The sequence below is a fragment of the Streptomyces sp. NPDC092370 genome (assembly GCF_044755265.1).
Lineage (GTDB): Bacteria > Actinomycetota > Actinomycetes > Streptomycetales > Streptomycetaceae > Streptomyces.
The window spans coordinates 182,720-203,038 of record NZ_JBIVQO010000007.1; the positions used below are offsets into that span (position 1 = coordinate 182,720).

The window sequence follows — 20,319 nt, forward strand, 5'->3', positions numbered from 1 at the left end:
GCCGGACCGCACGCCCCCGACCCACTCCCGAGCGAGGAGCCCATGCGAACACCCCGTAGGCCCCCCACAGACGGCGCCGAGGCGCCGCCCCCGCCCGTGCGCGGTCGCCGTGCACACGCCGGGCCCCCGGCCGACGAGAGCCCCGAGACGCCCCCGGGCGCCGCGGCGAACGGGATACCCGTGCGCGCGGAGCGCTGGCACATCCGCCCCCGCACCGTGCGCGCCAAGATCGTCTGCCTGCTGATGGTGCCGGTCGTCTCCCTCCTCGCCCTGTGGGCCTACGCGACCGTCACCACCGCCCAGGACGTCTCCCGGCTGCGGCAGGTCCAGCGCGTGGACGCCACGGTCCGCACCCCCGTCTCCGCCGCCGTCGACGCCCTCCAGGCCGAACGCGCGGCCGCCGTACGCCACGCCACCGACCCCTCCGCCGTCCGCGCCGGCGAACTGGACGAGCTCGCCCGGCGCACCGACCGGGCCGTCGCGAAACTGCGGCTCGGCACAGACAACACCGTCGCCGACAGCGGGGAACTGCCCGCCGCAGTCGCCCAGCGGCTGAACGCGTTCGTCACCGGTACCGAGCAACTGCGGCCACTGCGCACGGCGGTGCGGGACGGGCGAGCGGGCTGGGCGGAGACCTACGACCGCTACACCCGGACCATCTCGACCGCCTTCGGCGTCGGCGGTGCGCTCAGCGGGATCCAGGACGCCGACCTCGGCTCCGACGCGCGCGTGCTGCTCGAATTCGCCCGTGCGGGCGAGGCGCTGGCCCAGGAGGACGCGGTGCTGGCGAGTGCCCGTCTGGACGGCGCCCTGAGCGGGGAGCGGTTCCGGCTCTTCACCGGCGCCGTCGACCTGCGCCGCACGCTCACCGAGTCGGCCGTCGCGGACCTGAGCGCCGGCGAACGCTCCGCATGGGACGCCCTCTCGCGCCACAGCGCCTACACCGCCCTGGGCCACGCCGAGGACGGCGTCCTCGCTCGCGGGCCGGGAGCGAAGGCGGCCGAAGCGGCACCCGAGAGCACCTGGAACGCGGCCCACACGCGCGTGCGCAACGGCATGCGCACCATCGAGGACGACGCGGCACGCGCGGTCGCGGAGCGGGCCGACCCGTTCACCCGCGGACTGCTCACCCCGGCCGGTGCCGCCGTCCTGCTCGGCCTGGCGGCGGTCGCCGCCTCGCTCGTCATCTCCGTGCGGATCGGGCGCGGCCTCGTCGTGGAACTGGTGAGCCTGCGCAACGGCGCCCTGGAGATCGCCCGGCGCAAACTCCCCGACGCCATGCGGAAACTGCGGGCGGGGGAGGAGATCGACATCCGAGCCGAGGCCCCGCCGGGAGTACCCGCGGAGGACGAGACCGGGCAGGTCGCCGAGGCCCTCACCACCGTTCACCGCGCCGCGCTGCGGGCCGCCGTGGAGCGCGCCGAACTCGCCAGCGGCATCTCCGGCGTCTTCGTCAACCTGGCCCGCCGCAGCCAGATCCTCGTCCACCGGCAGCTGGCCCTCCTGGACAGCATGGAACGCCGCTCCGACGACCCGAACGAGCTGAGCGACCTCTTCCGCCTCGACCACCTCACCACCCGCATGCGGCGCCACGCGGAGAGTCTGATCATCCTCTCCGGAGCCGCCCCCGGCCGGGCCTGGCGCATGCCCGTCTCCCTGACGAACGTGGTCCGGGCGGCCGTTTCCGAGGTGGAGGACTACGCGCGCGTGGAGGTACGGCAGCTTCCCGAGGCGGCCGTGGTCGGCGCAGCCGTCGCCGACCTCACACACCTGCTGGCCGAGATCATCGAGAACGCCGCCCAGTTCTCGCCGCCCCACACCCGGGTGCGCGTCACCGGCGAACCCGTCGGCAACGGCTACGCCGTCGAGGTCGAGGACCGCGGTCTCGGCATGGGCAAGGAGACCCTCGCCGAAGCCAACCGCCGCATCGCGCAGTCCGAGGCGCTCGACCTGTTCGACAGCGACCGCCTCGGGCTGTTCGTGGTCAGCAGGCTCGCCGCCCGGCACGACGTCAAGGTTCACCTGAGGACCTCGCCGTACGGCGGCACCACGGCGGTCGTCCTGCTGCCCACCGCCCTGCTCCACACAGGGGCGGTGAAACGGTCCCCCGAAGACGCGCGGCCCGCCGGGCAACCCGAGGAGCGCGCCTACGCGCGCGTGCCCGACGGCACCACGCTCCAGGACGCCGTCCCCGCCCAGAGCGACCGGCGCGCCCTCGTGGCTCCCGTACGGGCCGTCGCGGAGACCGAGGCCGTGCGGCACGCGGACACACCGCATCACGCGGAGAGCCGACGTCACCTGGAGACCCCGAGCCCGGCCCCTCCTCCAGGAGTCGCCACCTTGCGACTGCACCGCCCACCGCAGCAGCCGGAAGACTCCGACGACCTTCCGCGCCGTGTACGACAGGCCAGCCTCGCTCCCCAACTGCGCGACGGGCGTCCCGAGGAGCAACCGTCGGCGCACGCCCCCCGGGACGACGAACGCACCCCCGAACTCGTACGGGACCGCATGGCGGCCTACCGCGACGGCTGGGCGCGCGGCGGCGGCAGGCGACCCGGTCGCGGCACCAGTCCCGGCCCCGCGACGGGCAGCGGCAGCAGCGAAGGAGAGTCTCCATGACCGTGTCGAGCCGCCTGCGTGACCGGCGGGACGGGGGTGGAGAGCCGTTTGTCGCGCAGCAACGCCCACAGCACCTGGGTGTGGATCACGCCTCCGGCGTGCTTCTCGAGGTGGTAGTCGCGCGATGGTCCCGGCCGCATCATGGCGCTCTGGGCGGACAGGTCGAGGACATGCCGCAGGCGTCGGCTGTAGCGCTTGGCCCGGTGGTAGTTGACTGTCCGGCGGCCGCAGGCGCGGGGTACGGGGGCCGGGCCCGCGTGCGAGGCGAGGCGGCCGGCGTTCTCGCGACCGGACAGGTCGCCGACGATCGCGACGAACTCCACCCCGAGGATCGGGCGCTTGCCGGGCTGGGATCCGACGATCTCGGCGCGCTCGTCGAGGCGGAAGGTGTCGCGGGCGACAAGTCCCTGATCAGCGATGACCGCAGCTCTCCCGCAGCAGCCGGAGCGTCCCGGCAGACCGGGCGGCCACTCTCCTTGAGCCCTCAGCGGCACCTCCGCATCAGCCACACCCGGTCCTCCCGGACCGCCGACATTCTTAGGGACACCGCATGATCCAGGAACCGAGCACACAGTCCGCCCGGCGGTCCGGCGAACTCGACTGGCTGCTGGACGATCTGGTGCTCCGCGTGAGCGACATACGGCATGCCGTGGTGCTGTCCAACGACGGCCTCGCCGTGGGCGCCTCGACCGGTCTGCGCCGCGAGGACGCCGAGCACCTCGCCGCGGTCGCCTCGGGCTTCCACAGCCTCGCCAAGGGCGCGGGACGGCACTTCGGCGCCGGCGGGGTCCGCCAGACCATGGTGGAGATGGACGAGGGCTTCCTGTTCGTGGCCGCCGCGGGCGACGGCTCCTGCCTCGCCCTCCTCACCGCCGTCACCGCCGACATCGGCCTCGTGGCCTACGAGATGGCCCGCCTGGTCAAACGCGTCGGTGAGCACCTCGGCACGGCGCCCCGCGTGGCCGCGCGGCCACCGGCCGCCGGATGAACCGGAAGAACGGTCCGCGCAGATGACCGAGGACACGACGGGCACCCGGCTCGAACAGGGCAGCCAGTGGTACGACAACGAGGCCGGCCCGCTCGTCCGCCCCTACGCCATGACGGGCGGACGTACCCGGCCCGGCCCCACGGGCGTCCGGTTCGACCTGATCGCCCTGGTCACACTGGACCCGGGCGCACCCGGCGTCGAGGACGCCCCGCTCGGGCCGGAACACCGCAACCTCCTCGACCTGTGCCGCACGGAGACCCAGTCGGTCGCCGAACTCGCCGCCGGTGCGGACCTGCCCGTCGGTGTGGTCAGGGTCCTGCTCGGCGACCTCCTGGAACTCGGCTGCGTCACCGTCAGCCGCCCCGTACCACCGGCGCAACTGCCCGACGAACGCATCCTGCGCGAGGTGATCGAGGGACTGAGGGCGCTGTAGCCACCGACTGGCTGAACGCCCACCACCCGCGCATGCACGACACCCGGCACTCCTGAGAGAAGTGATCAATGGTCTCCGAGCACTCCGACGCCCCGGACGGCGACACGGCCGCACTGGCGTTGAAGATTCTGGTCGCCGGCGGGTTCGGCGTGGGCAAGACGACACTGGTGGGCGCCGTCAGCGAGATCCGGCCACTGCGCACCGAGGAACTGCTCAGCGAAGCAGGGCAGTCGGTGGACGACACCGACGGCGTGGACCACAAGACCACCACGACCGTCGCCATGGACTTCGGACGCATCACCATCCGGTCCGGCCTCTCCCTGTACCTGTTCGGCACGCCGGGCCAGGACCGGTTCTGGTTCCTGTGGGACGAGTTGTCGCAAGGGGCGCTCGGCGCGGTGGTCCTCGCGGACACCCGCCGCCTGGAGGACTGCTTCCCCGCCGTCGACTACTTCGAGCACCGGCGCATCCCGTTCGTCGTGGCCGTCAACTGTTTCGCGGGCGCCCGGCGGCACGACGCCCCGGACGTCTCGCGCGCCCTCGACCTCGACAAGGGCACGCCCGTGGTGCTGTGCGACGCCCGTGACCGCGACTCCGGAAAGGAGGTGCTGATCCGGCTCGTCGAGTACGCCGGGCGGATGCACACCGCCCGGCTGCTCGACTCGGTCGGCTGACCGGGGCGTACCGCCGTCAGAGCGCGACGTCCCGCTCCGCCAGCACCCTGTCGACGGTGACACGGACGAGGAGTTCGCCGGGGACGCCGTTGCGCGCGCCGAACTCCTCGGCGCGCTCCTCGCCCATGTACCGGGCCCCGATCCGGGTGGCCCAGTGCCGTGTCTCGTCGAGGTCGTCCGAGACGCGGGCGCGGCCCCGCAGAACCACGAAGGAATACGGCGGCCGGTCGTCGTCCACGCACAGGGCGACCCGGCCGTCCCGGACGATGTTGCGCCCCTTCACGGTGTCCTGGCCGGTGTTGAACACCACCTCGTCCCCGTCCAGCAGGAACCAGATCGGAGCCACGTGCGGGCTGCCGTCCGCCCGGACCGTGGACAGCTTCGCGGTGCGGGTGCCGTGGGAAACGAACTCCCGCCACCCCGCGTCGGTCATCTTCTCTGCCATGGCTCCCATCCTCCTTGCCCCGACAGCGGACGTGGGGAAGGCTGGCGTGGAGGTCCTCCGGCCAGGAGGAGAATCGCACGGGGAGAAAACGGGGAGAAGGGAACATGGCGCAGAACCAGGGACTCGGATGGCTGCTGGACGACCTGACCGATCGCGTCCACGAAGTGCGGCACGCACTGGTCCTGTCCAACGACGGCCTGGTGACCGGCGCGAGCACCGGACTGCGCCGCGAGGACGCGGAGCACCTCGCGGCCGTGTCGTCCGGGCTGCACAGCCTGGCCAAGGGCTCCGGACGGCACTTCGGCGCCGGCAGCGTACGCCAGACGATGATCGAGTTCGACGACGCGGTGCTCTTCGTCACCGCCGCGGGAACGGGTAGCTGTCTGTGTGTCCTCAGCGGCGCGGAGGCCGACATCGGCCAGATCGCCTATGAGATGACACTGCTGGTCAACCGGGTCGGCGAGCACCTCGACGTGGACGCCCGCCAGCCGGAGCCGAAACCGATCGCGGATCTCTGACCTGCATGTTCCTCATCCCCCGTGGAGTTATCCACAGGTTCGCCACGAGATCCGCCGCAGCGGCTACGGTTTTTTCACGGCGACCGCACACGGCGTGAGCCGCCGACTCCACGGGGGAGACCGACCATGACACGCATCGGCACGACGGCCGACCGCCTCACCTGCGCCCCGAGCCGGGCCGCCCGCGAACTGGGACTGAAGCGGGGCGAGTTCGACCTCGCGGTGAACCTGGGGCTCATCCGGACCGTTCCCGACGAAGGAGGCGGGGGGCGGCGCGTGCCCCGGGGCGAGATCGACCGGCTGCGTTTTGGGGACGGCGTCCCGGGTGCCCTGCGCGAGCGCGTCGCGACCGTCGGCACCACTGACGGCGCGCAGCTCATGGGGGTGCCGTCCACCAGGTTCACGAGCCTCGCGCGCTTCGGCCTGCTGGTCCCGGTGACGTTCTACCTGAACCGCTATCGGACGGTCGTCTGGCTGTATCTGGCCGAAGAACTCCGGCAGTTCGCGGCCGAGGACGGCAACGTCCGGTTGCTGACCGGTCGCCGCGCGCCCACTGAGATCCGGGAAGGGCTGAAGTCCGGGATGGACCGGCGGCCCCGCAACTGGCGGGGCCGTCACGTCGGATTCCTGACACGGCAGGCGGGGGACGACCCCTGGGCACGCGCGGCAGCCGTCGCCTGCCTCCTGGACCCCGCCGACGTGGCGGACATCGTCCCGGATCCCCGCGAACGCGCCCACCTGGACCACTGCCGCCCCCGGCTCCCGGCGCACGGCACTCCCGGTTCACCCGCCGCCGAGCTGGCCGAGACACTGATGACGGCGAGCGAGCCGGACGAAGTGGACTGGTTCCGGGCAGACCTGGCCCACACCATGCGGACGGCCCGAAGGCACCGCCCCGTGGACGGCCCGAAGGCACCGCCCCGTGGCGGAGGCCCCGCCCCCGACACCGCGGTCTGGACCCGAGGCGCTCGCGCCACCCCCCCCGCTCCGGGGGCAGCGCGGCCCGTGCACCGGAGTCCCGTCCCTCCCCACGGCCTGCTGAACCGGCTCCTCCGTCAAGGCCGGCGGTCGGCCCGGGTGACTCCTTCGGCTCGCATCGCCGCTGGCCGGCGCCCCGACCGATGAGTTTCCGGATGCGCTCGGGTCCACCTCTGACGAGACTGTGTCCGGGAGGCGATCATGTTCGGTACGACGAAGGCGTACAGCGGATTCTCGGTGGACGACATCGACGCGGCCAGGGCGTTCTACGGTGACACGCTGGGGCTGCGGGTGTCGGAGGAGAACGGGATGCTGATCCTGCACCTCGCGGGTGACCGGGACACCCTGGTCTACCCCAAGCCGGATCACACCCCGGCGACGTTCACCATCCTCAACTTCCCGGTCGACGACATCGAGGCCGCGGTCGACGAGCTGAGCAGGAGAGGGGTGCGTTTCGAGCGCTACGACCACCTCAAGACGGACGACAAAGGGATCTTCCGCGGTGGCGGCCCGCTGATCGCGTGGTTCACCGACCCGGCGGGGAACGTGCTGTCCGTCCTCCAGGAAACCTGACACGCACGTCATGCCCGAGCTGCCCGACGTCGAGGGCTTCCGGCAGGTGCTCGTGTCCTGCGCGAAGGGGCGTGTGATCCGACACGTCGACGTGCGGGACGCGGGAGTCCTGCACGGTGTCGACGCCCGGCGGCTGCGGGACGCGCTGGAGGGGCGCAGGTTCGGCACGCCGGAGCGGCACGGCAAGTGGCTGCTCGCGCGCACCGGCGGCCCCACCCTCGTGTTGCACTTCGGCATGACGGGGCGGCTGGTCTGCGGGCACGCCGACGAACCCGTCGAGATACATGACCGTGTCCTGTTCACCCTGGGCGGGGGCCGTCAGCTGCGCTTCCGTGACCAGCGCAAACTGCAGGGGCTCTGGCTGGCCCACGACGAGTCCGACCTGGAGCGGCTGCTGAGACGGCAGGGCCCCGACGCGCTGGCGGTGGACCGTGCGCGGTTCGAGGAGGTGCTCGGATCGCGCCGCGGGCATCTCAAGACGGCCCTCACGGACCAGTCAGTCCTCGCCGGACTCGGCAATCTCCTCGCCGACGAGATCTTGTGGCGGGCTCGCCTGCGCCCCGACCGAGGGGTGCGTGATCTCACCGGGGAGGACCGCCGCCGCCTGTTCGACGAGATGCGGCGCACCCTGCGCTCGTCCGTCACCGCCGGTTGCGTGCCGCCGCGTGACTCCTGGCTCACCGGCCACCGGGACGACCGGGACCCGAGATGCCCGCGATGCGGCACCGGCCTGCGCCGGTCCCGTATCGCCGGGCGGGGCACGGTGTGGTGCCCGGAGTGCCAGCCGGACCGGTGATCCGGGGCGGCGTGCCACGAGGCCCGCTCCCTCGACGTCCCGGACGCCGGCGATCACCACGGAGGCGGCGTCCGGGAGCCGGCGATCACCACGGAGGCGCCCTCGGTCTGCGAGGGCACGTGCCACCGCCGATCCTTCCTCCGCCCGCTGACGGTGGTCACCGGCCCGCTGAGGCGTGCGTTCGTGGGCCTCCTTCGCTTCAGGGTGCCGCCGCGGTCTCGCGCTCCTCGCCCGGGACCACCAGCGACTGCGCGAACGGAATCCGCGCCAGCGCGAGCACCCCCGCGGCGATCAGCGCGACGCCGAACAGCTGGGGCAGCAGCCACCACCCGGAGCGGACGGTCTCCTCGTACAGGGTGATGCCGAGGGCGAGGCTCACCAGGGCGTCGCCGAGGGTGAGCGCGGGCTGCGAGGCGACCAGCGGGCCGGCCTGCATGGCGTTCTCCAGCAGGAACAGCGCGCCCACGCCGGTCGCGGCGAACGCGTACGTCTGCCAGGCGGTGAGGAAACCGACGATGCCCTGCTCGTCGAGGATGTGCATGGCGGCCTTCATCAGCGCCGCGGTCACCGCGTAGCTGATCGCCGTCGCGGCACCCAGGCATGCGGCCCGGGCCCGGCCCTCCGGACGCCGCAGGGCCGCGAGAGCCAGGGCTACGACCGCCCCGGCGCATACGGCGAGAGCGGGAATCCAGCGGTCCAGCGCCACATGGGTGCGGTTGCCGGCGGGGGAGGCGGCGGCGAGCGCGACCGCCAGACCGGCCACCACCACCGTCACGGCCAGCCAGCCCTTGCCCGGCAGATGCCGGTGCATCAGCAGGGAGGCGACGACCAAAGTGAGCGGCAGCTCCAGCACGAACAGCGGCTGCACGATCGTCAGCGGCCCCGTGGCCAGCGCCAGGGCCTGGCAGACGGCGGCGGCGATCACCGCGAGGATGCCGGCCAGCCACACGGGCCGGCGCAGCAGATCGACCAACAGGCCGGCCCGCAGGCCTTGCGACGCGGGCACGGTGAGCGCCGCCTTGCGTTGCAGCACGGTCGCGACGGCGTTGCTGAAGGCCGCGCAGATCGCGAACACGACAGGGAGCACGGTGTGCAGCGTGGCCACCTCCCGGATCGGCGGGCGTGTGACGCCGGCAGTGCCTGCTCCTGCCATGTTCGCCGGATTTGGCCGGCGGCGCGATCGGAGCCCCGGCGCGCGGTGCTCCGATCGGGGAGGGCCAGGTCAGCCGAGTTTCCGGAAGAGCCCTTCCTGCACCACGGACACGACCAGACGGCCCTCACGGTCGTAGATCCGGCCCCGGGCCAGGCCCCGGCCGCCCACCGCGATCGGCGACTCCTGGTCGTAGAGGAGCCAGTCGTCCGCGCGGAACGGGCGGTGGAACCACATGGCGTGGTCCAGCGACGCCATGTCGAAGCCGCGCGGCCCCCACAGCGGCTCGACGGGGATGCGGACGGCGTCCAGCAGCGTCATGTCGCTGGCGTAGGTGAGGGCGCAGGTGTGCACGAGAGGGTCGTCACCGAGCGGTCCGACCGCGCGCATCCACACCGCGCTGCGCGGCTCGGCTTCCCTGGCCTCCGCGGCGGTCCAGCGCAGCCGGTCCACGTAGCGGATGTCGAAGGGCTGGCGGCGGGCCATCCGCTCCAGCTGCTCGGGCAGCGCGCCCAGATGCTCCCGGATCTCGTCCGTGACCGTGGGCAGGGACTCCGGGTCCGGAACCTCGCGGGCGGGCGGCAGCTGGTGCTCGAAGCTGCCTTCCTCCGGCTTGTGGAAGGACGCGGTGAGATTGAAGATCGTGCGGCCCTGCTGCACGGCCGTCACCCGACGGGTGGTGAACGACCGCCCGTCGCGCACATGCTCGACCTGATAGACGATCGGCACACCCGGCCGGCCCGGCCGCAGGAAGTACGCGTGCAGCGAGTGCACCGGGCGGTCGCCCTCCGTGGTGCGGCCGGCGGCGACCAGTGCCTGGCCCGCCACCTGCCCGCCGAAGACCCGCTGCAGGGACTCCTGCGGGCTGCGGCCGCGGAAGATGTCGACCTCGATCTGCTCCAGGTCGAGCAGGTCGACCAGTCTCTCGGCCGGGTTCGTCGTCATGGGTGGGATTCTCCTGTGCTCGCTGCTGCCCGGCCGCTCACAGCTGGCCGACGTCGGTCACGCGCACGACCGCGCGGCCCTCCGCGTCGGAGGCCGTGAGGTCGACCTCCGCGCTGATGCCCCAGTCGTGGTCGCCGCTGGGGTCGTGGAAGATCTGCCGGACCCGCCACAGGGCGTTCTCCGGCTCCTCCTCGATGAGCAGCAGCTTCGGGCCGCGGGCGTCGGGACCGGTGCCGAGATCCTCGTACTCGTCCCAGTACTTGTCCATCGCCTCACCCCAGGCGTCGGCGTCCCAGCCGGAGTCGCCGTCCATCTCGCCCAGTTCGCCCACCTGGTCGAGGGCGGCCAGTTCCACACGGCGGAACATGGCGTTGCGGACCAGGACGCGGAAGGCGCGCGCGTTGGCGGTGACCGGCTTGACCTCGTCGGCCTTCTCCTGCGCCTCCTCGGCGGTCATCTCCGCGGGGTTGGCCAGCTGCTCCCACTCGTCCAGCAGGCTGGAGTCGACCTGGCGCACCATCTCGCCCAGCCAGGCGATCAGATCCTGGAGGTCCTCGGACTTGAGGTCGTCCGGGACGGTGTGGTCGAGGGCCTTGAAGGCACTGGCGAGGTAGCGCAGCACGATGCCCTCGGTGCGGGCCAGCTCGTAGTGGGACACCAACTCCGTGAAGGACATCGCCCGTTCGTACATGTCACGGATGACCGACTTGGGCGACAGCGGATGGTCGCCGACCCAGGGGTGGCTCTTGCGGTACGTGTTGTACGCGTGGAAGAGCAGCTCCTCCAGGGGCTTCGGGTAGGTGATGTCCTGGAGGCGCTCCATGCGCTCCTCGTACTCGACCCCGTCCGCCTTCATCTGGGCCACGGCCTCGCCGCGCGCCTTGTTCTGCTGGGCGGCGAGGATCTGCCGCGGGTCGTCGAGCGTCGACTCCACGACGGACACCATGTCGAGCGCGTACGACGGCGACTCGGGGTCGAGCAGTTCGAAGGCGGCGAGTGCGAACGTGGACAGCGGCTGGTTGAGCGCGAAGTCCTGCTGGAGGTCGACGGTGAGACGGACGATGCGGCCCTCGGCGTCCGGCTGGCCGAGCTTTTCGACGATGCCGCCGTCCAGCAGCGAACGGTAGATCGCGATGGCCCGGCGGATGTGCCGCAACTGCTGCTTGCGCGGCTCGTGGTTGTCCTCCAGCAGCCGCCGCATCGCCTCGAAGGCGTTGCCGGGACGGGCGATCACCGACAGCAGCATGGTGTGCGTCACCCGGAACCGGGACGTCAACGGCTCCGGCTCGGACCCGATGAGCTTCTCGAAGGTCTGCTCCGACCAGGCGACGAAGCCCTCCGGTGCCTTCTTGCGGACGACCTTGCGGCGCTTCTTCGGGTCGTCGCCCGCCTTGGCGAGGGCCTTCTCGTTCTCGACGACGTGCTCGGGCGCCTGCGCGACGACGAAGCCCTCCGTGTCGTACCCGGCCCGTCCGGCACGGCCCGCGATCTGGTGGAACTCCCGGGCGCGCAGGGTGCGCACGCGGGTACCGTCGTACTTGGTGAGGGCCGTGAACAGCACGGTGCGGATGGGGACGTTGACACCCACGCCGAGCGTGTCGGTGCCACAGATGACCTTCAGCAGACCGGCCTGCGCGAGCTTCTCCACCAGGCGGCGGTACTTGGGGAGCATGCCGGCGTGGTGCACGCCGATGCCGTGCCGGACGTAACGGGACAGGTTGCGCCCGAACTTGGTGGTGAAGCGGAAGTTGCCGATCAGCTCGGCGATCCGTTCCTTCTCCTCCTTCGAGCACATGTTGATGCTCATCAGCGCCTGCGCCCGCTCCACGGCCTGCGCCTGAGTGAAGTGCACGATGTAGACGGGCGCCTGCCGGGCCGCCAGCAGGTCGGTGAGCGTCTCGGTGAGCGGGGTGTACCGGTACTCGTAGGAGAGCGGGACCGGCCGGGTCGCCGAGCGGACCACCGCGGTCGGGCGGTTCGTGCGGCGGGTGAGGTCCTTCTCGAAGAAGGAGACGTCGCCGAGCGTCGCGGACATCAGCACGAACTGCGCCTGCGGCAGCTCCAGGATCGGGATCTGCCAAGCCCAGCCGCGGTCGCCCTCCGCGTAGAAGTGGAACTCGTCCATCACGACCTGGCCGACGTCCGCGTCCTTGCCGTCGCGCAGTGCGATCGACGCGAGCACCTCGGCGGTGCAGCAGATCACGGGCGCGTCGGCGTTGACGGACGCGTCACCGGTCAGCATGCCGACGTTCTCCGTGCCGAAGATCTTGCACAGCTCGAAGAACTTCTCCGACACCAATGCCTTGATCGGGGCGGTGTAGAAGGTGACCTCGTCACGGGCGAGAGCCGCGAAGTGCGCGCCTGCCGCGATCATGCTCTTGCCGGAGCCGGTGGGCGTCGACACGATCACGTTCGCGCCGGAGACCACCTCGATCAGCGCCTCCTCCTGGTGGGAGTAGAGGGTGAGCCCGCGCTCGCCGGCCCACGACTCGAAGGCTTCGTACAAGGCGTCGGGGTCGGCGGTCCGCGGCAGCTGATCGATGAGGGTCACGCCCCCATCTTGCCTGGCCCGATGCCCGATGCGGGAATCGGCTGCGGGCCCGAAGATCACGAACGCTACGCTGGGGCGCCGACGGGACGTCAGCGCGCCCGGTCAACTGGACAGCGGCAGATGAGGAATGGGGCGGGCAGCGGCCATGATGGGACCAGCACACTCACTGTCGGGAGCCGCCGCCTGGCTCGGCGTCGGTGCGGCCGCCGCGGCGGCCGGGCATCCGATGCCCTGGCCGGTCCTCCTCGTCGGTGCCCTGATCTGCGCCGGAGCGGCCCTGGCCCCGGACCTCGACCACAAGGCCGCCACCATCTCCCGGTCCTTCGGGCCGGTGTCGCGCTGGCTGTGCGAGATCGTGGACAAGCTGTCGTACGCCGTCTACAAGGCCACCAAGAAGCAGGGCGACCCGCGCCGCTCCGGCGGACACCGCACCCTCACGCACACCTGGCTGTGGGCGGTCCTGATCGGTGCGGGCACCTCGGTCGTGGCGATCACCGGCGACCGCTGGGGCGTCCTCGCGGTCCTCTTCGTGCACATGGTCCTGGCCATCGAGGGCCTGCTGTGGCGGGCCACACGCGGCTCCAGCAGCGAGGTCCTGGTGTGGCTGCTGGCCGCGACCACCGCGTGGATCCTCGCGGGCGTGCTGGACAAGCCGGGCAACGGCGCGGACTGGCTGTTCACGGCGCCGGGCCAGGAGTACCTGTGGCTGGGGCTGCCGGTGGTGCTGGGCGCCCTCGTGCACGACATCGGGGACGCGCTCACCGTGTCCGGCTGCCCGATCCTGTGGCCCATCCCGGTCGGGCGCAAGCGCTGGTACCCGATCGGGCCGCCGAAGGCCATGCGGTTCCGGGCCGGCAGCTGGGTCGAGCTGAAGCTGCTGATGCCGCTGTTCATGCTGCTCGGCGGGGTGGGCTGCGCGGCGGCGCTCAACGTCATCTGAGCCGGGCCCGCCCCCTGCCTCAGCGGCCGCCGTAGCGCCGCTCGAACGCGGCGACCCTGCCCTCCGAGTCCACCGTGCGGGCCTTGCCCGTGTAGAAGGGGTGGCTCTCCGAGGAGATCTCCACGTCCACGACCGGGTAGGTCTCTCCGTCGTCCCACTCGATGCTCTGGTCGCTGGTCGCGGTGGACCGGGTGAGGAACGCGTATCCGGCGGCGCGGTCGCGGAAGACGACGGGGTGGTAGTCGGGGTGCTTGTCCTGCTGCATGAAAGCTCCTCGGACGACTCGGGCCGGTTTCCCTGTCAGCCGGACAGGGTGTCCTCGTCGACGATGTGCACAGCGGCCTCCTCGGCCGACGCGGCGGCGCCGTCGATGCCCACGTCCATGGCGACCAGTGCCTCCTCCTCGTCCTCGTGGGCGCCCTCGTCGGGTGCCACGAGCCGGCCGGAGCGCACGGCGCCGACCTCGTTGTCCAGGAGTTCCCCGTCGGTGCCCTCGCAGTCCCCGATGCCGTCACCGTCCGGAGCGGCGGCGTCCGGCAGCTCCTCGGAGAGCCGCTGGTCCAGCGTCTCGCCCCGCTGCCGCTCGGCCGCCGTCACGCCGAGGTGCTCGACGGCCCAGGGTCGCTCGGGAGGGGACCAGCCCCGGTCGAGGGGATCGTCGACGCCGTCGTACTCCAGGGTGTCCTCGGCGTCGAGCAGCCCCGTGTCCTCTCTCTGCTCGTCTTGGTCCGGCTGGTAGACGTCGTCTCCCCAGCCGTCGGAGCTGTTCACGGGTACCTCCAGGGGGTGGGGACGGGCCCGCTTCCACGAGTCCCGCGCCGGGCCGCCGCCGCACGGAGCACTGGCGCCGCCCGAACCGCTGAGGGGCGGGCGTCCCCGAGCCGGTGCCTGATTCCAGCCTTCCACCCCGGCTCGGGACCGCGCAACGCCAAGGACCCGGCGGCCCCCCGGGCGACGCCGTCCCGCACGACGAGGTGCTCAGCCGTGCCACGACCTCCACAGCGCCGCGTACGCGCCGTCCGCCGCGACCAGCTCCTCGTGGCTGCCCAGTTCGCCGATGCGGCCGTTCTCGACGACGGCGATGACGTCCGCGTCGTGGGCGGTGTGCAGCCGGTGGGCGATGGCGACGACGGTCCGGCCGTCGAGGACCCGGGCCAGGGAGCGTTCCAGGTTGCGGGCGGCGCGCGGGTCGAGCAGCGACGTCGCCTCGTCCAGGACCAGCGTGTGCGGGTCGGCCAGCACCAGGCGGGCCAGCGCGATCTGCTGGGCCTGGGCCGGGGTGAGCGCCAGGCCGCCCGAGCCGACCTCGGTGTCCAGACCGTCCTCCAGTGCCCTGGCCCAGCCGTCCGCGTCGACCGCCCCCAGCGCAGCCCACAGCTCGGCGTCGACGGCACCGGTCCGCGCGAGCCGGAGGTTGTCGCGCAGAGAGCCCACGAAGACGTGGTGCTCCTGGTTGACCAGGGCCACATGGGAGCGGACGCGTTCGGCGGGCATCCGGGACAGCTCGGCGCCGCCCAGGGTGATCCGGCCGTCCCGGGGCGCGTAGATCCCGGCGAGCAGCCGGCCCAGCGTGGACTTGCCCGCACCCGAGGGGCCGACCAATGCCATCCGGGTGCCGGGGGAGACCTCCAGGGACACCTTGCGCAGGACGTCCACGCCCTCCAGATAGCCGAAGTGCACCCGGTCGGCGTGCACGTGCCGTCCCTCGGGGGCGACCGACGGATCCCCGGCGTCGGGCTCGATGTCCCGGACCCCGACGAGCCGGGCCAGCGACACCTGCGCCACCTGGAGCTCGTCGTACCAGCGCAGGATCATGCCCACCGGGTCGACCAGCATCTGGGCGATCAGCGCGCCGGTCGTGAGCTGGCCGACATCGATCCACCCGTGCAGGGCGAACACGCCGCCGATCATCAGGACCGAGGCGAGCACGGTGACGTGGGTGACGTTGACGACGGGGAAGAGCACCGACCGCAGCCAGAGCGTGTACCGCTCCCAGGCGGTCCACTCCCGGATCCGTCGCTCCGACAGCGCCACGCGGCGCTCGCCCAGGCGGTGGGCCTCGACGGTGCGCCCGGCGTCCACGGTCTCGGCGAGCGCGGCGGCCACGGCGGCGTACCCGGCGGCCTCGGAACGGTAGGCCGAGGGGGCCCGCCGGAAGTACCAGCGGCAGCCGATGATCAGCAGCGGCAGGGCGAGCAGCACGGCGAGCGCCAGCGGAGGCGCCGTGATCACCAGTCCGCCCATCAGCAGGACGACCCACACCACGCCGATGGACAGCTGCGGCACGGCCTCGCGCATCGCGTTGCCCAGCCGGTCGACGTCGGTCGTGATCCGGGACAGCAGGTCGCCGGTGCCGGCCCGCTCCAGCACCCCGGGCGGCAACCCCACCGACCGGACGAGGAAGTCCTCGCGCAGGTCGGCCAGCATCCGCTCGCCCAGCATCGCCCCGCGCAGCCGCACCTCGCGGACGAACACCGCCTGGACGGCCAGCGCGGCGACGAAGAGCCCGGCCGTCAGTTCCAGCCGCAGGTCCCGTGCCCCGCCGGACACCCGCTCCACAAGTCCGCCCAGCAGCCAGGGACCGGCCATCGAGGCGATCACGGCGGCCGTGTTGACGGCGATCAGCAGCAGGAACGCCCGCCGGTGCCGGCGCAGCAGTTCGGCCACATAGGCGCGGACGGTCTCGGGGGCGCCGACCGGCAGGGTGCTCGCCGTGGTCGGGGCCGCCGGGTCGTACGCCGGTGGCGCGACGCCGATCATGCCTTCTCCTCGATCTCTTCCAGTTCCTTCAGGACGTCCTTCAAGGCGACGGAGCCGTTCAGCGCGGCCTCGTCGTCCGTCTCGCGTGTGACCACCGCCCGGTAGCGGGGTTCGTTCCGTACCAGGTCGTGGTGGGTGCCGACCGCCACGGCCTCGCCGTCGTGCAGGAACACGACCCGGTCGGCGCGGTCCAGCAGCAGCGGGGAGGAGGTGAATACCACGGTCGTGCGCCCGGCGCGCAACTCCCGCACGCCCTGCGCGATCCGCGCCTCGGTGTGCGAATCGACGGCCGAGGTCGGCTCGTCCAGGACGAGCGCCTCCGGGTCGGTGACCAGCGACCGGGCCAGCGCCAGCCGCTGCCGCTGACCGCCGGACAGGGACCGGCCGCGTTCGGTGATGCGCGCGTCCATGGGATCGGCGGCGTCCAGCGAGCCCTGCACCAGCGCCGCCAGCACGTCGTCGCACTGCGCGGCCGCCAGGGCAGCCTGCGGCGGGACGTCACCCGAGGCGGGTACGTCGAGCAGGTCGCGCAGCGTGCCCGACAGCAGGACCGGGTCCTTGTCCTGGACGAGGACGGCCGTGCGGGCGCTGTCCAGCGGGAGTTCGTCGAGCGGCACCCCGCCCAGCAGCACCGAGGTGCCCTCCTGGGACGGGTGTCCGCCCAGCCGTTCCGCCAGCATCCCCGCCGCGTCCGGGTCGCCGCACACCACGGCCGTGAGCCGCCCGGCGGGTGCGAGGAGTCCGGTCTCCGGGTCGTAGAGGTCGCCGGAAGGGACACCGTCGGCGCGCGATCCGGTGGTGTCGGTGGGCCGCTGAAGCGACAGCACTCCCGCGGCCCGCTTGGCGGAGGGCCGGGAGAAGGAGTACGCCATGGCGATCTCCTCGAAGTGCCGCAGCGGGTAGGTGAGGACCATCACCGAGCTGTAGACGGTGACCAGTTCGCCGACGGTGATCCGCCCCTCGCGCGCCAGCCGCACGCCGTACCAGACGACGGCGATGAGCAGCAGCCCGGGCAGCAGGACCTGGATCGCGGAGATCAGGGACCACATCCGGGCGCTGCGTACGGCCGCGTGGCGGACCTCCTGGGAGGCGCTGCGGTAGCGGTCGAGGAACAGCTCCTCGCCGCCGATCCCGCGCAGCACCCGCAGCCCGGCGACGGTGTCCGAGGCGAGTTCGGTGGCGCGTCCGGCCTTCTCGCGCTGGGTGTCGGCGCGCCGGGTGGCGCGGGGCAGCAGCGGCAGCACGGCGAGTGCCAGCGCGGGCAGCCCCACGGCGACGACCACGCCGAGCGCCGGCTGGTAGACCAGCAGGCCGACGCAGACCAGCACGATGGTGACCAGGGCCGCGCTGAAGCGGGACAGGGCCTCGACGAACCAGCCGATCTTCTCGACGTCGCCCGTCGAAACAGCCACCACTTCACCGGCCGCGACGCGCCGGGTCAGTGCCGAGCCCAGATGGGCGGCCTTGCGGGCGAGCAGTTGCTGGACGCGGGCGGCCGCCGTGATCCAGTTGGTGATCGCCGTGCGGTGCAGGAAGGTGTCGCCGACCGCGTTGCCGACGCAGGCCAGCGCCAGCAGGCCGCCCGCCAGGGCGAGCCGTGAGCCGGAGCGGTCGACGACGGCCTGCACGGCGACCCCGACACAGAACGGCAGCGCGGCGACGGAGGCGAAGTGCAGCAGCCCCCAGGCCAGCGACTTGAGCTGACCGCCCAGCTGATTGCGGAAGAGCCACCACAGGAATCGAGGCCCCGAACGCGCGTCCGGCACGCCCGGGTCGGGGTACGGAAGGTCTTGAATCTGCATGACGTCCCAGTGGCTCGTGTCAGGGGGATGGGGTCCGGCCGAAGGCAGCAAACCGTGACAGGTTCGCCTCGTGGCGTGGTCGGGGGCAACAGGTTTTCCGCCCACCGAACGGAACCGGCCGACCGGGGCGGCAACAGGCTGGGCCCGGCGGGCCGGTGCCCATTGCGGAGGCGGCCGGGGCCCCGTAGAACACCGCCCATGAAGAGACGGATCGTCATGTCCATGCTTGCCGGAGCGGTCCTCCTGACAAGCACCCTCCTCGGCACCGGAACCGCCGGAGCGGCGGACGTCCCGGCCCGGTCGGCCGATGTCCCCGCCGAGTTCGGCACCGACTGGCACGACCCGGTCACGGCCGCCCCGGCCGTCGAGAGGCCTGCCGGAAAATCCTGTGAAGTCACCCTCGTCCGGGCGCGGTTTCGCGACTTCACCCCGTACCGCGGCACGTACACACCGCCCACCGGTTGCGGCGACCGCTGGAGCAAGGTGGTGCTGAGGCTCGACGGCAAGGTGAAGGGACGCCAGTACGACCGGCTGGGCTACCTCCATGTCGGCGGGGTCGAGATCTTCCGGACGTCCACGCCCCAGCCCTCACCGGACGGCATCGAGTGGTCCGTGGAGAAGGACGTCACGCGCTACGGCGACACCTTCCGTTCGACCCGTGGCGTCGAGATGCTCATCGGGAACGTCGTCGACGACACCTACACGGGCGTCCTCGACATCGAGGTCACGCTGACGTTCTACCGGGGGCGCCCCGACGGAACGAGCCCCGACCGGGTCCTCACCCTCGACGGCGACTCGGCCCTCACCACCCCGCGCAACAGCGAGCGCATCGTCGCCGAGGTGTACGCGACCGGCTCCGGCGGCGGCTGCGAGGAGTACTGGTACCTGACGGTGCCCGATCCGGCGCCGTACTCCTGCAAGGCCGGCCACGGCCCCTACAGGGAGGTGCAGATCAGCGTGGACGGCCGCCTCGCCGGCATCGCCGCCCCGTTCCCGACGGTCTGGACCGGCGGCTGGTCCAACCCGTTCCTCTGGTATGTGATCCCGGGCCCGCGCGCCTTCGACATCGAGCCGATCACTTACGACCTCACGCCCTTCGCCGGGATCCTCAACGACGGCCGCCCGCACCGCGTCGAGGTCTCGGTCGTCGGCGTTCCCGAGGGACAGAGCGGCTGGAGCGCGCCCGTGAACGTCCTCGTCTGGCAGGACGAACAGCGCGAGCGGGTCACCGGGAAGCTCACCGTGCACAAAGAAGGCGATCTCGCCGACTCATCGGTCTACACGCCCGGTTCGGAGCATGCGGTCGACACCGAGGGCGCCCACCGGCTGACCGTCGGCGGCCATGTCGACACGTCGCACGGCCGCGTCCGGACCACGGTCGGCCGCTCGCTCACCCACTCCTCCACGCACCGCTGGACCGACGGCGAGACGACGGACGCGCTCGAAGCCACCTGGACCGACGCCGAGTCGGTCACCGTCGACGGCCACGCCACGCGCACCCGCCGCACCTACACGATGGACGGCACCACCACCCTCGGCGCGGACGACCGGCTGCGCACCGTGCTGACCCTCGGCGACCGCGCCACGGCCGTCGGGACGCACAGCGGGCGGCGCACCTCGTGGTCCCGGCTCGACCACTCGTATACGGGCGACGCGACGTACACGGTGAACGTGCCGCGCGATCAGCGCCACGCGGTCGGCACCACGAGCGAGCGCTACCGGCTGCACGGCTCGCGCGGCTGCTACGACCGCACGCTGACCACCGTCCAAGGGGTGCTCACGGGCGACCGCAGGCGTTGCTGAGGGGAGTCGCGCGGCGCAGGCGGTGTACGTCACTTCGACGCTGTCAGGTGGCTGAAACGGTGCGGTCTTGTGCGTGATCAAGACGGCCTCCACAGACGGCGACGCGCTCGCCCCGGGCTTCCCGGGCCCAAGGAAGCCGAGGAGCTCAAGGAGCCCGTCGCCGAGGCCGGTTGACCCGGACCACGACACGGGGCCGGGGGGCCCCCCCCCCCCCCCCCCCCGGGGGGCGCCGCCCCCCCCCGGGGGGGCGCCCCGGCCCCCGCCCCCCCCCCCCCCCCCCCCCCCACCCCCCCCCCCCCCCCCCCCCCCCCCCCCCCCCCCCCCCCCCCCCCCCCCCCCCCTAC

18 protein-coding genes and 1 pseudogene are annotated in these 20,319 nt (G+C 72.4%); 10 read left to right on the top strand and 9 right to left on the bottom strand.

Annotated features, from left to right (window positions below):
* Positions 1-42 precede the first annotated feature (42 nt).
* Positions 43-2,619, top strand: a complete 2,577-nt coding sequence (locus ACIQHQ_RS22285) for a nitrate- and nitrite sensing domain-containing protein (protein ID WP_402613929.1) — start codon at positions 43-45, stop codon at positions 2,617-2,619.
* A gap of 8 nt (positions 2,620-2,627) precedes the next feature.
* Here the strand turns inward: ACIQHQ_RS22285 and ACIQHQ_RS22290 are convergent.
* Positions 2,628-3,038 (bottom strand): annotated as a pseudogene (locus ACIQHQ_RS22290) (transposase); the annotation flags it as partial.
* Positions 3,039-3,169: 131 nt separating this feature from the next.
* Here ACIQHQ_RS22290 and ACIQHQ_RS22295 point away from each other — a divergent pair.
* From ACIQHQ_RS22295 to ACIQHQ_RS22305, 3 genes are all read left to right on the top strand, one after another.
* Positions 3,170-3,607, top strand: a complete 438-nt coding sequence (locus ACIQHQ_RS22295; RefSeq protein ID WP_402613932.1) for a roadblock/LC7 domain-containing protein — start codon at positions 3,170-3,172, stop codon at positions 3,605-3,607.
* 22 nt (positions 3,608-3,629) lie between these two features.
* Positions 3,630-4,040: a DUF742 domain-containing protein gene (locus tag ACIQHQ_RS22300; RefSeq protein WP_402613935.1), complete on the top strand. Its 411-nt coding sequence runs from the start codon at positions 3,630-3,632 to the stop codon at positions 4,038-4,040.
* Between the two features lie 68 nt (positions 4,041-4,108).
* Positions 4,109-4,714 carry a GTP-binding protein gene (locus ACIQHQ_RS22305; protein ID WP_402613938.1) on the top strand — a complete coding sequence of 202 codons (606 nt, stop codon included), beginning with the start codon at positions 4,109-4,111 and terminating at the stop codon, positions 4,712-4,714.
* Between the two features lie 16 nt (positions 4,715-4,730).
* On the opposite strand, the gene ACIQHQ_RS22310 is transcribed toward ACIQHQ_RS22305, so the two are convergent.
* Positions 4,731-5,159: a PPOX class F420-dependent oxidoreductase gene (locus ACIQHQ_RS22310; RefSeq protein ID WP_402613941.1), complete on the bottom strand. Its 429-nt coding sequence runs from the start codon at positions 5,157-5,159 to the stop codon at positions 4,731-4,733.
* A 104-nt stretch (positions 5,160-5,263) separates the two neighbouring features.
* Here ACIQHQ_RS22310 and ACIQHQ_RS22315 point away from each other — a divergent pair, with 104 nt between their 5' ends.
* The 4 genes from ACIQHQ_RS22315 (at position 5,264) to ACIQHQ_RS22330 (ending at position 8,024) form a co-directional block, all read left to right on the top strand.
* Complete coding sequence (locus ACIQHQ_RS22315; RefSeq protein ID WP_402613943.1) at positions 5,264-5,677, top strand: roadblock/LC7 domain-containing protein; 414 nt, start codon at positions 5,264-5,266, stop codon at positions 5,675-5,677.
* Between the two features lie 126 nt (positions 5,678-5,803).
* Positions 5,804-6,802, top strand: a complete 999-nt coding sequence (locus tag ACIQHQ_RS22320; RefSeq protein WP_402613945.1) for a DUF6397 family protein — start codon at positions 5,804-5,806, stop codon at positions 6,800-6,802.
* 54 nt (positions 6,803-6,856) lie between these two features.
* Positions 6,857-7,228 (top strand): VOC family protein, encoded by a 372-nt coding sequence (locus tag ACIQHQ_RS22325; protein WP_402613947.1) that lies wholly within the window; start codon positions 6,857-6,859, stop codon positions 7,226-7,228.
* Between the two features lie 10 nt (positions 7,229-7,238).
* Positions 7,239-8,024: an Fpg/Nei family DNA glycosylase gene (locus ACIQHQ_RS22330; protein WP_402613950.1), complete on the top strand. Its 786-nt coding sequence runs from the start codon at positions 7,239-7,241 to the stop codon at positions 8,022-8,024.
* A 199-nt stretch (positions 8,025-8,223) separates the two neighbouring features.
* On the opposite strand, the gene ACIQHQ_RS22335 is transcribed toward ACIQHQ_RS22330, so the two are convergent.
* From ACIQHQ_RS22335 to ACIQHQ_RS22345, 3 genes are all read right to left on the bottom strand, one after another.
* A complete protein-coding gene (locus tag ACIQHQ_RS22335) occupies positions 8,224-9,120 on the bottom strand; it encodes a DMT family transporter (protein WP_402614517.1) in 897 nt (298 codons plus the stop codon).
* Between the two features lie 126 nt (positions 9,121-9,246).
* The gene (locus ACIQHQ_RS22340) at positions 9,247-10,119 is read right to left on the bottom strand and encodes an acyl-CoA thioesterase (RefSeq protein ID WP_402613953.1); all 873 of its coding nucleotides are present in this window, start codon (positions 10,117-10,119) and stop codon (positions 9,247-9,249) included.
* Positions 10,120-10,156: 37 nt separating this feature from the next.
* The gene (locus tag ACIQHQ_RS22345) at positions 10,157-12,670 is read right to left on the bottom strand and encodes a DEAD/DEAH box helicase (protein WP_402613956.1); all 2,514 of its coding nucleotides are present in this window, start codon (positions 12,668-12,670) and stop codon (positions 10,157-10,159) included.
* A gap of 145 nt (positions 12,671-12,815) precedes the next feature.
* On the opposite strand from ACIQHQ_RS22345, the gene ACIQHQ_RS22350 reads away from it, so the two are divergent.
* Positions 12,816-13,610 carry a metal-dependent hydrolase gene (locus tag ACIQHQ_RS22350; RefSeq protein ID WP_402613959.1) on the top strand — a complete coding sequence of 265 codons (795 nt, stop codon included), beginning with the start codon at positions 12,816-12,818 and terminating at the stop codon, positions 13,608-13,610.
* 19 nt (positions 13,611-13,629) lie between these two features.
* Here the strand turns inward: ACIQHQ_RS22350 and ACIQHQ_RS22355 are convergent, their stop codons facing one another.
* The 4 genes from ACIQHQ_RS22355 to ACIQHQ_RS22370 all read right to left on the bottom strand — a co-directional run bounded on the left by ACIQHQ_RS22355 (position 13,630) and on the right by ACIQHQ_RS22370 (position 18,172).
* Positions 13,630-13,875, bottom strand: coding sequence for a type B 50S ribosomal protein L31 (locus ACIQHQ_RS22355; RefSeq protein WP_402613962.1), 246 nt, complete (start codon positions 13,873-13,875; stop codon positions 13,630-13,632).
* A 35-nt stretch (positions 13,876-13,910) separates the two neighbouring features.
* Positions 13,911-14,381, bottom strand: coding sequence for a DUF5709 domain-containing protein (locus tag ACIQHQ_RS22360; RefSeq protein WP_402613965.1), 471 nt, complete (start codon positions 14,379-14,381; stop codon positions 13,911-13,913).
* A gap of 207 nt (positions 14,382-14,588) precedes the next feature.
* Positions 14,589-16,370 (bottom strand): ABC transporter ATP-binding protein, encoded by a 1,782-nt coding sequence (locus tag ACIQHQ_RS22365; RefSeq protein ID WP_402613968.1) that lies wholly within the window; start codon positions 16,368-16,370, stop codon positions 14,589-14,591.
* Positions 16,367-18,172, bottom strand: coding sequence for an ABC transporter transmembrane domain-containing protein (locus tag ACIQHQ_RS22370; protein ID WP_402613971.1), 1,806 nt, complete (start codon positions 18,170-18,172; stop codon positions 16,367-16,369). Before ACIQHQ_RS22370 ends, ACIQHQ_RS22365 begins: the two co-directional genes overlap by 4 nt.
* A 198-nt stretch (positions 18,173-18,370) precedes the next feature.
* Between ACIQHQ_RS22370 and ACIQHQ_RS22375 the strand changes: the two genes are divergently transcribed.
* Positions 18,371-19,975, top strand: a complete 1,605-nt coding sequence (locus tag ACIQHQ_RS22375; protein ID WP_402613974.1) for a peptide-N4-asparagine amidase — start codon at positions 18,371-18,373, stop codon at positions 19,973-19,975.
* Positions 19,976-20,319 lie beyond the last annotated feature (344 nt).

Excerpts from the sequence above, each read along its gene's own strand:
- ACIQHQ_RS22300 (WP_402613935.1), top strand. The coding sequence starts at position 3,630 with ATGACCGAGGACACGACGGGCACCCGGCTCGAACAGGGCAGCCAGTGG.
- ACIQHQ_RS22365 (WP_402613968.1), bottom strand. The coding sequence starts at position 16,370 with ATGATCGGCGTCGCGCCACCGGCGTACGACCCGGCGGCCCCGACCACG.
- ACIQHQ_RS22355 (WP_402613962.1), bottom strand. The coding sequence starts at position 13,875 with ATGCAGCAGGACAAGCACCCCGACTACCACCCCGTCGTCTTCCGCGAC.
- ACIQHQ_RS22340 (WP_402613953.1), bottom strand. The coding sequence starts at position 10,119 with ATGACGACGAACCCGGCCGAGAGACTGGTCGACCTGCTCGACCTGGAG.
- ACIQHQ_RS22320 (WP_402613945.1), top strand. The coding sequence starts at position 5,804 with ATGACACGCATCGGCACGACGGCCGACCGCCTCACCTGCGCCCCGAGC.
- ACIQHQ_RS22315 (WP_402613943.1), top strand. The coding sequence starts at position 5,264 with ATGGCGCAGAACCAGGGACTCGGATGGCTGCTGGACGACCTGACCGAT.
- ACIQHQ_RS22370 (WP_402613971.1), bottom strand. The coding sequence starts at position 18,172 with ATGCAGATTCAAGACCTTCCGTACCCCGACCCGGGCGTGCCGGACGCG.
- ACIQHQ_RS22295 (WP_402613932.1), top strand. The coding sequence starts at position 3,170 with ATGATCCAGGAACCGAGCACACAGTCCGCCCGGCGGTCCGGCGAACTC.
- ACIQHQ_RS22350 (WP_402613959.1), top strand. The coding sequence starts at position 12,816 with ATGATGGGACCAGCACACTCACTGTCGGGAGCCGCCGCCTGGCTCGGC.
- ACIQHQ_RS22325 (WP_402613947.1), top strand. The coding sequence starts at position 6,857 with ATGTTCGGTACGACGAAGGCGTACAGCGGATTCTCGGTGGACGACATC.
- ACIQHQ_RS22285 (WP_402613929.1), top strand. The coding sequence starts at position 43 with ATGCGAACACCCCGTAGGCCCCCCACAGACGGCGCCGAGGCGCCGCCC.
- ACIQHQ_RS22375 (WP_402613974.1), top strand. The coding sequence starts at position 18,371 with ATGAAGAGACGGATCGTCATGTCCATGCTTGCCGGAGCGGTCCTCCTG.
- ACIQHQ_RS22330 (WP_402613950.1), top strand. The coding sequence starts at position 7,239 with ATGCCCGAGCTGCCCGACGTCGAGGGCTTCCGGCAGGTGCTCGTGTCC.
- ACIQHQ_RS22310 (WP_402613941.1), bottom strand. The coding sequence starts at position 5,159 with ATGGCAGAGAAGATGACCGACGCGGGGTGGCGGGAGTTCGTTTCCCAC.
- ACIQHQ_RS22305 (WP_402613938.1), top strand. The coding sequence starts at position 4,109 with ATGGTCTCCGAGCACTCCGACGCCCCGGACGGCGACACGGCCGCACTG.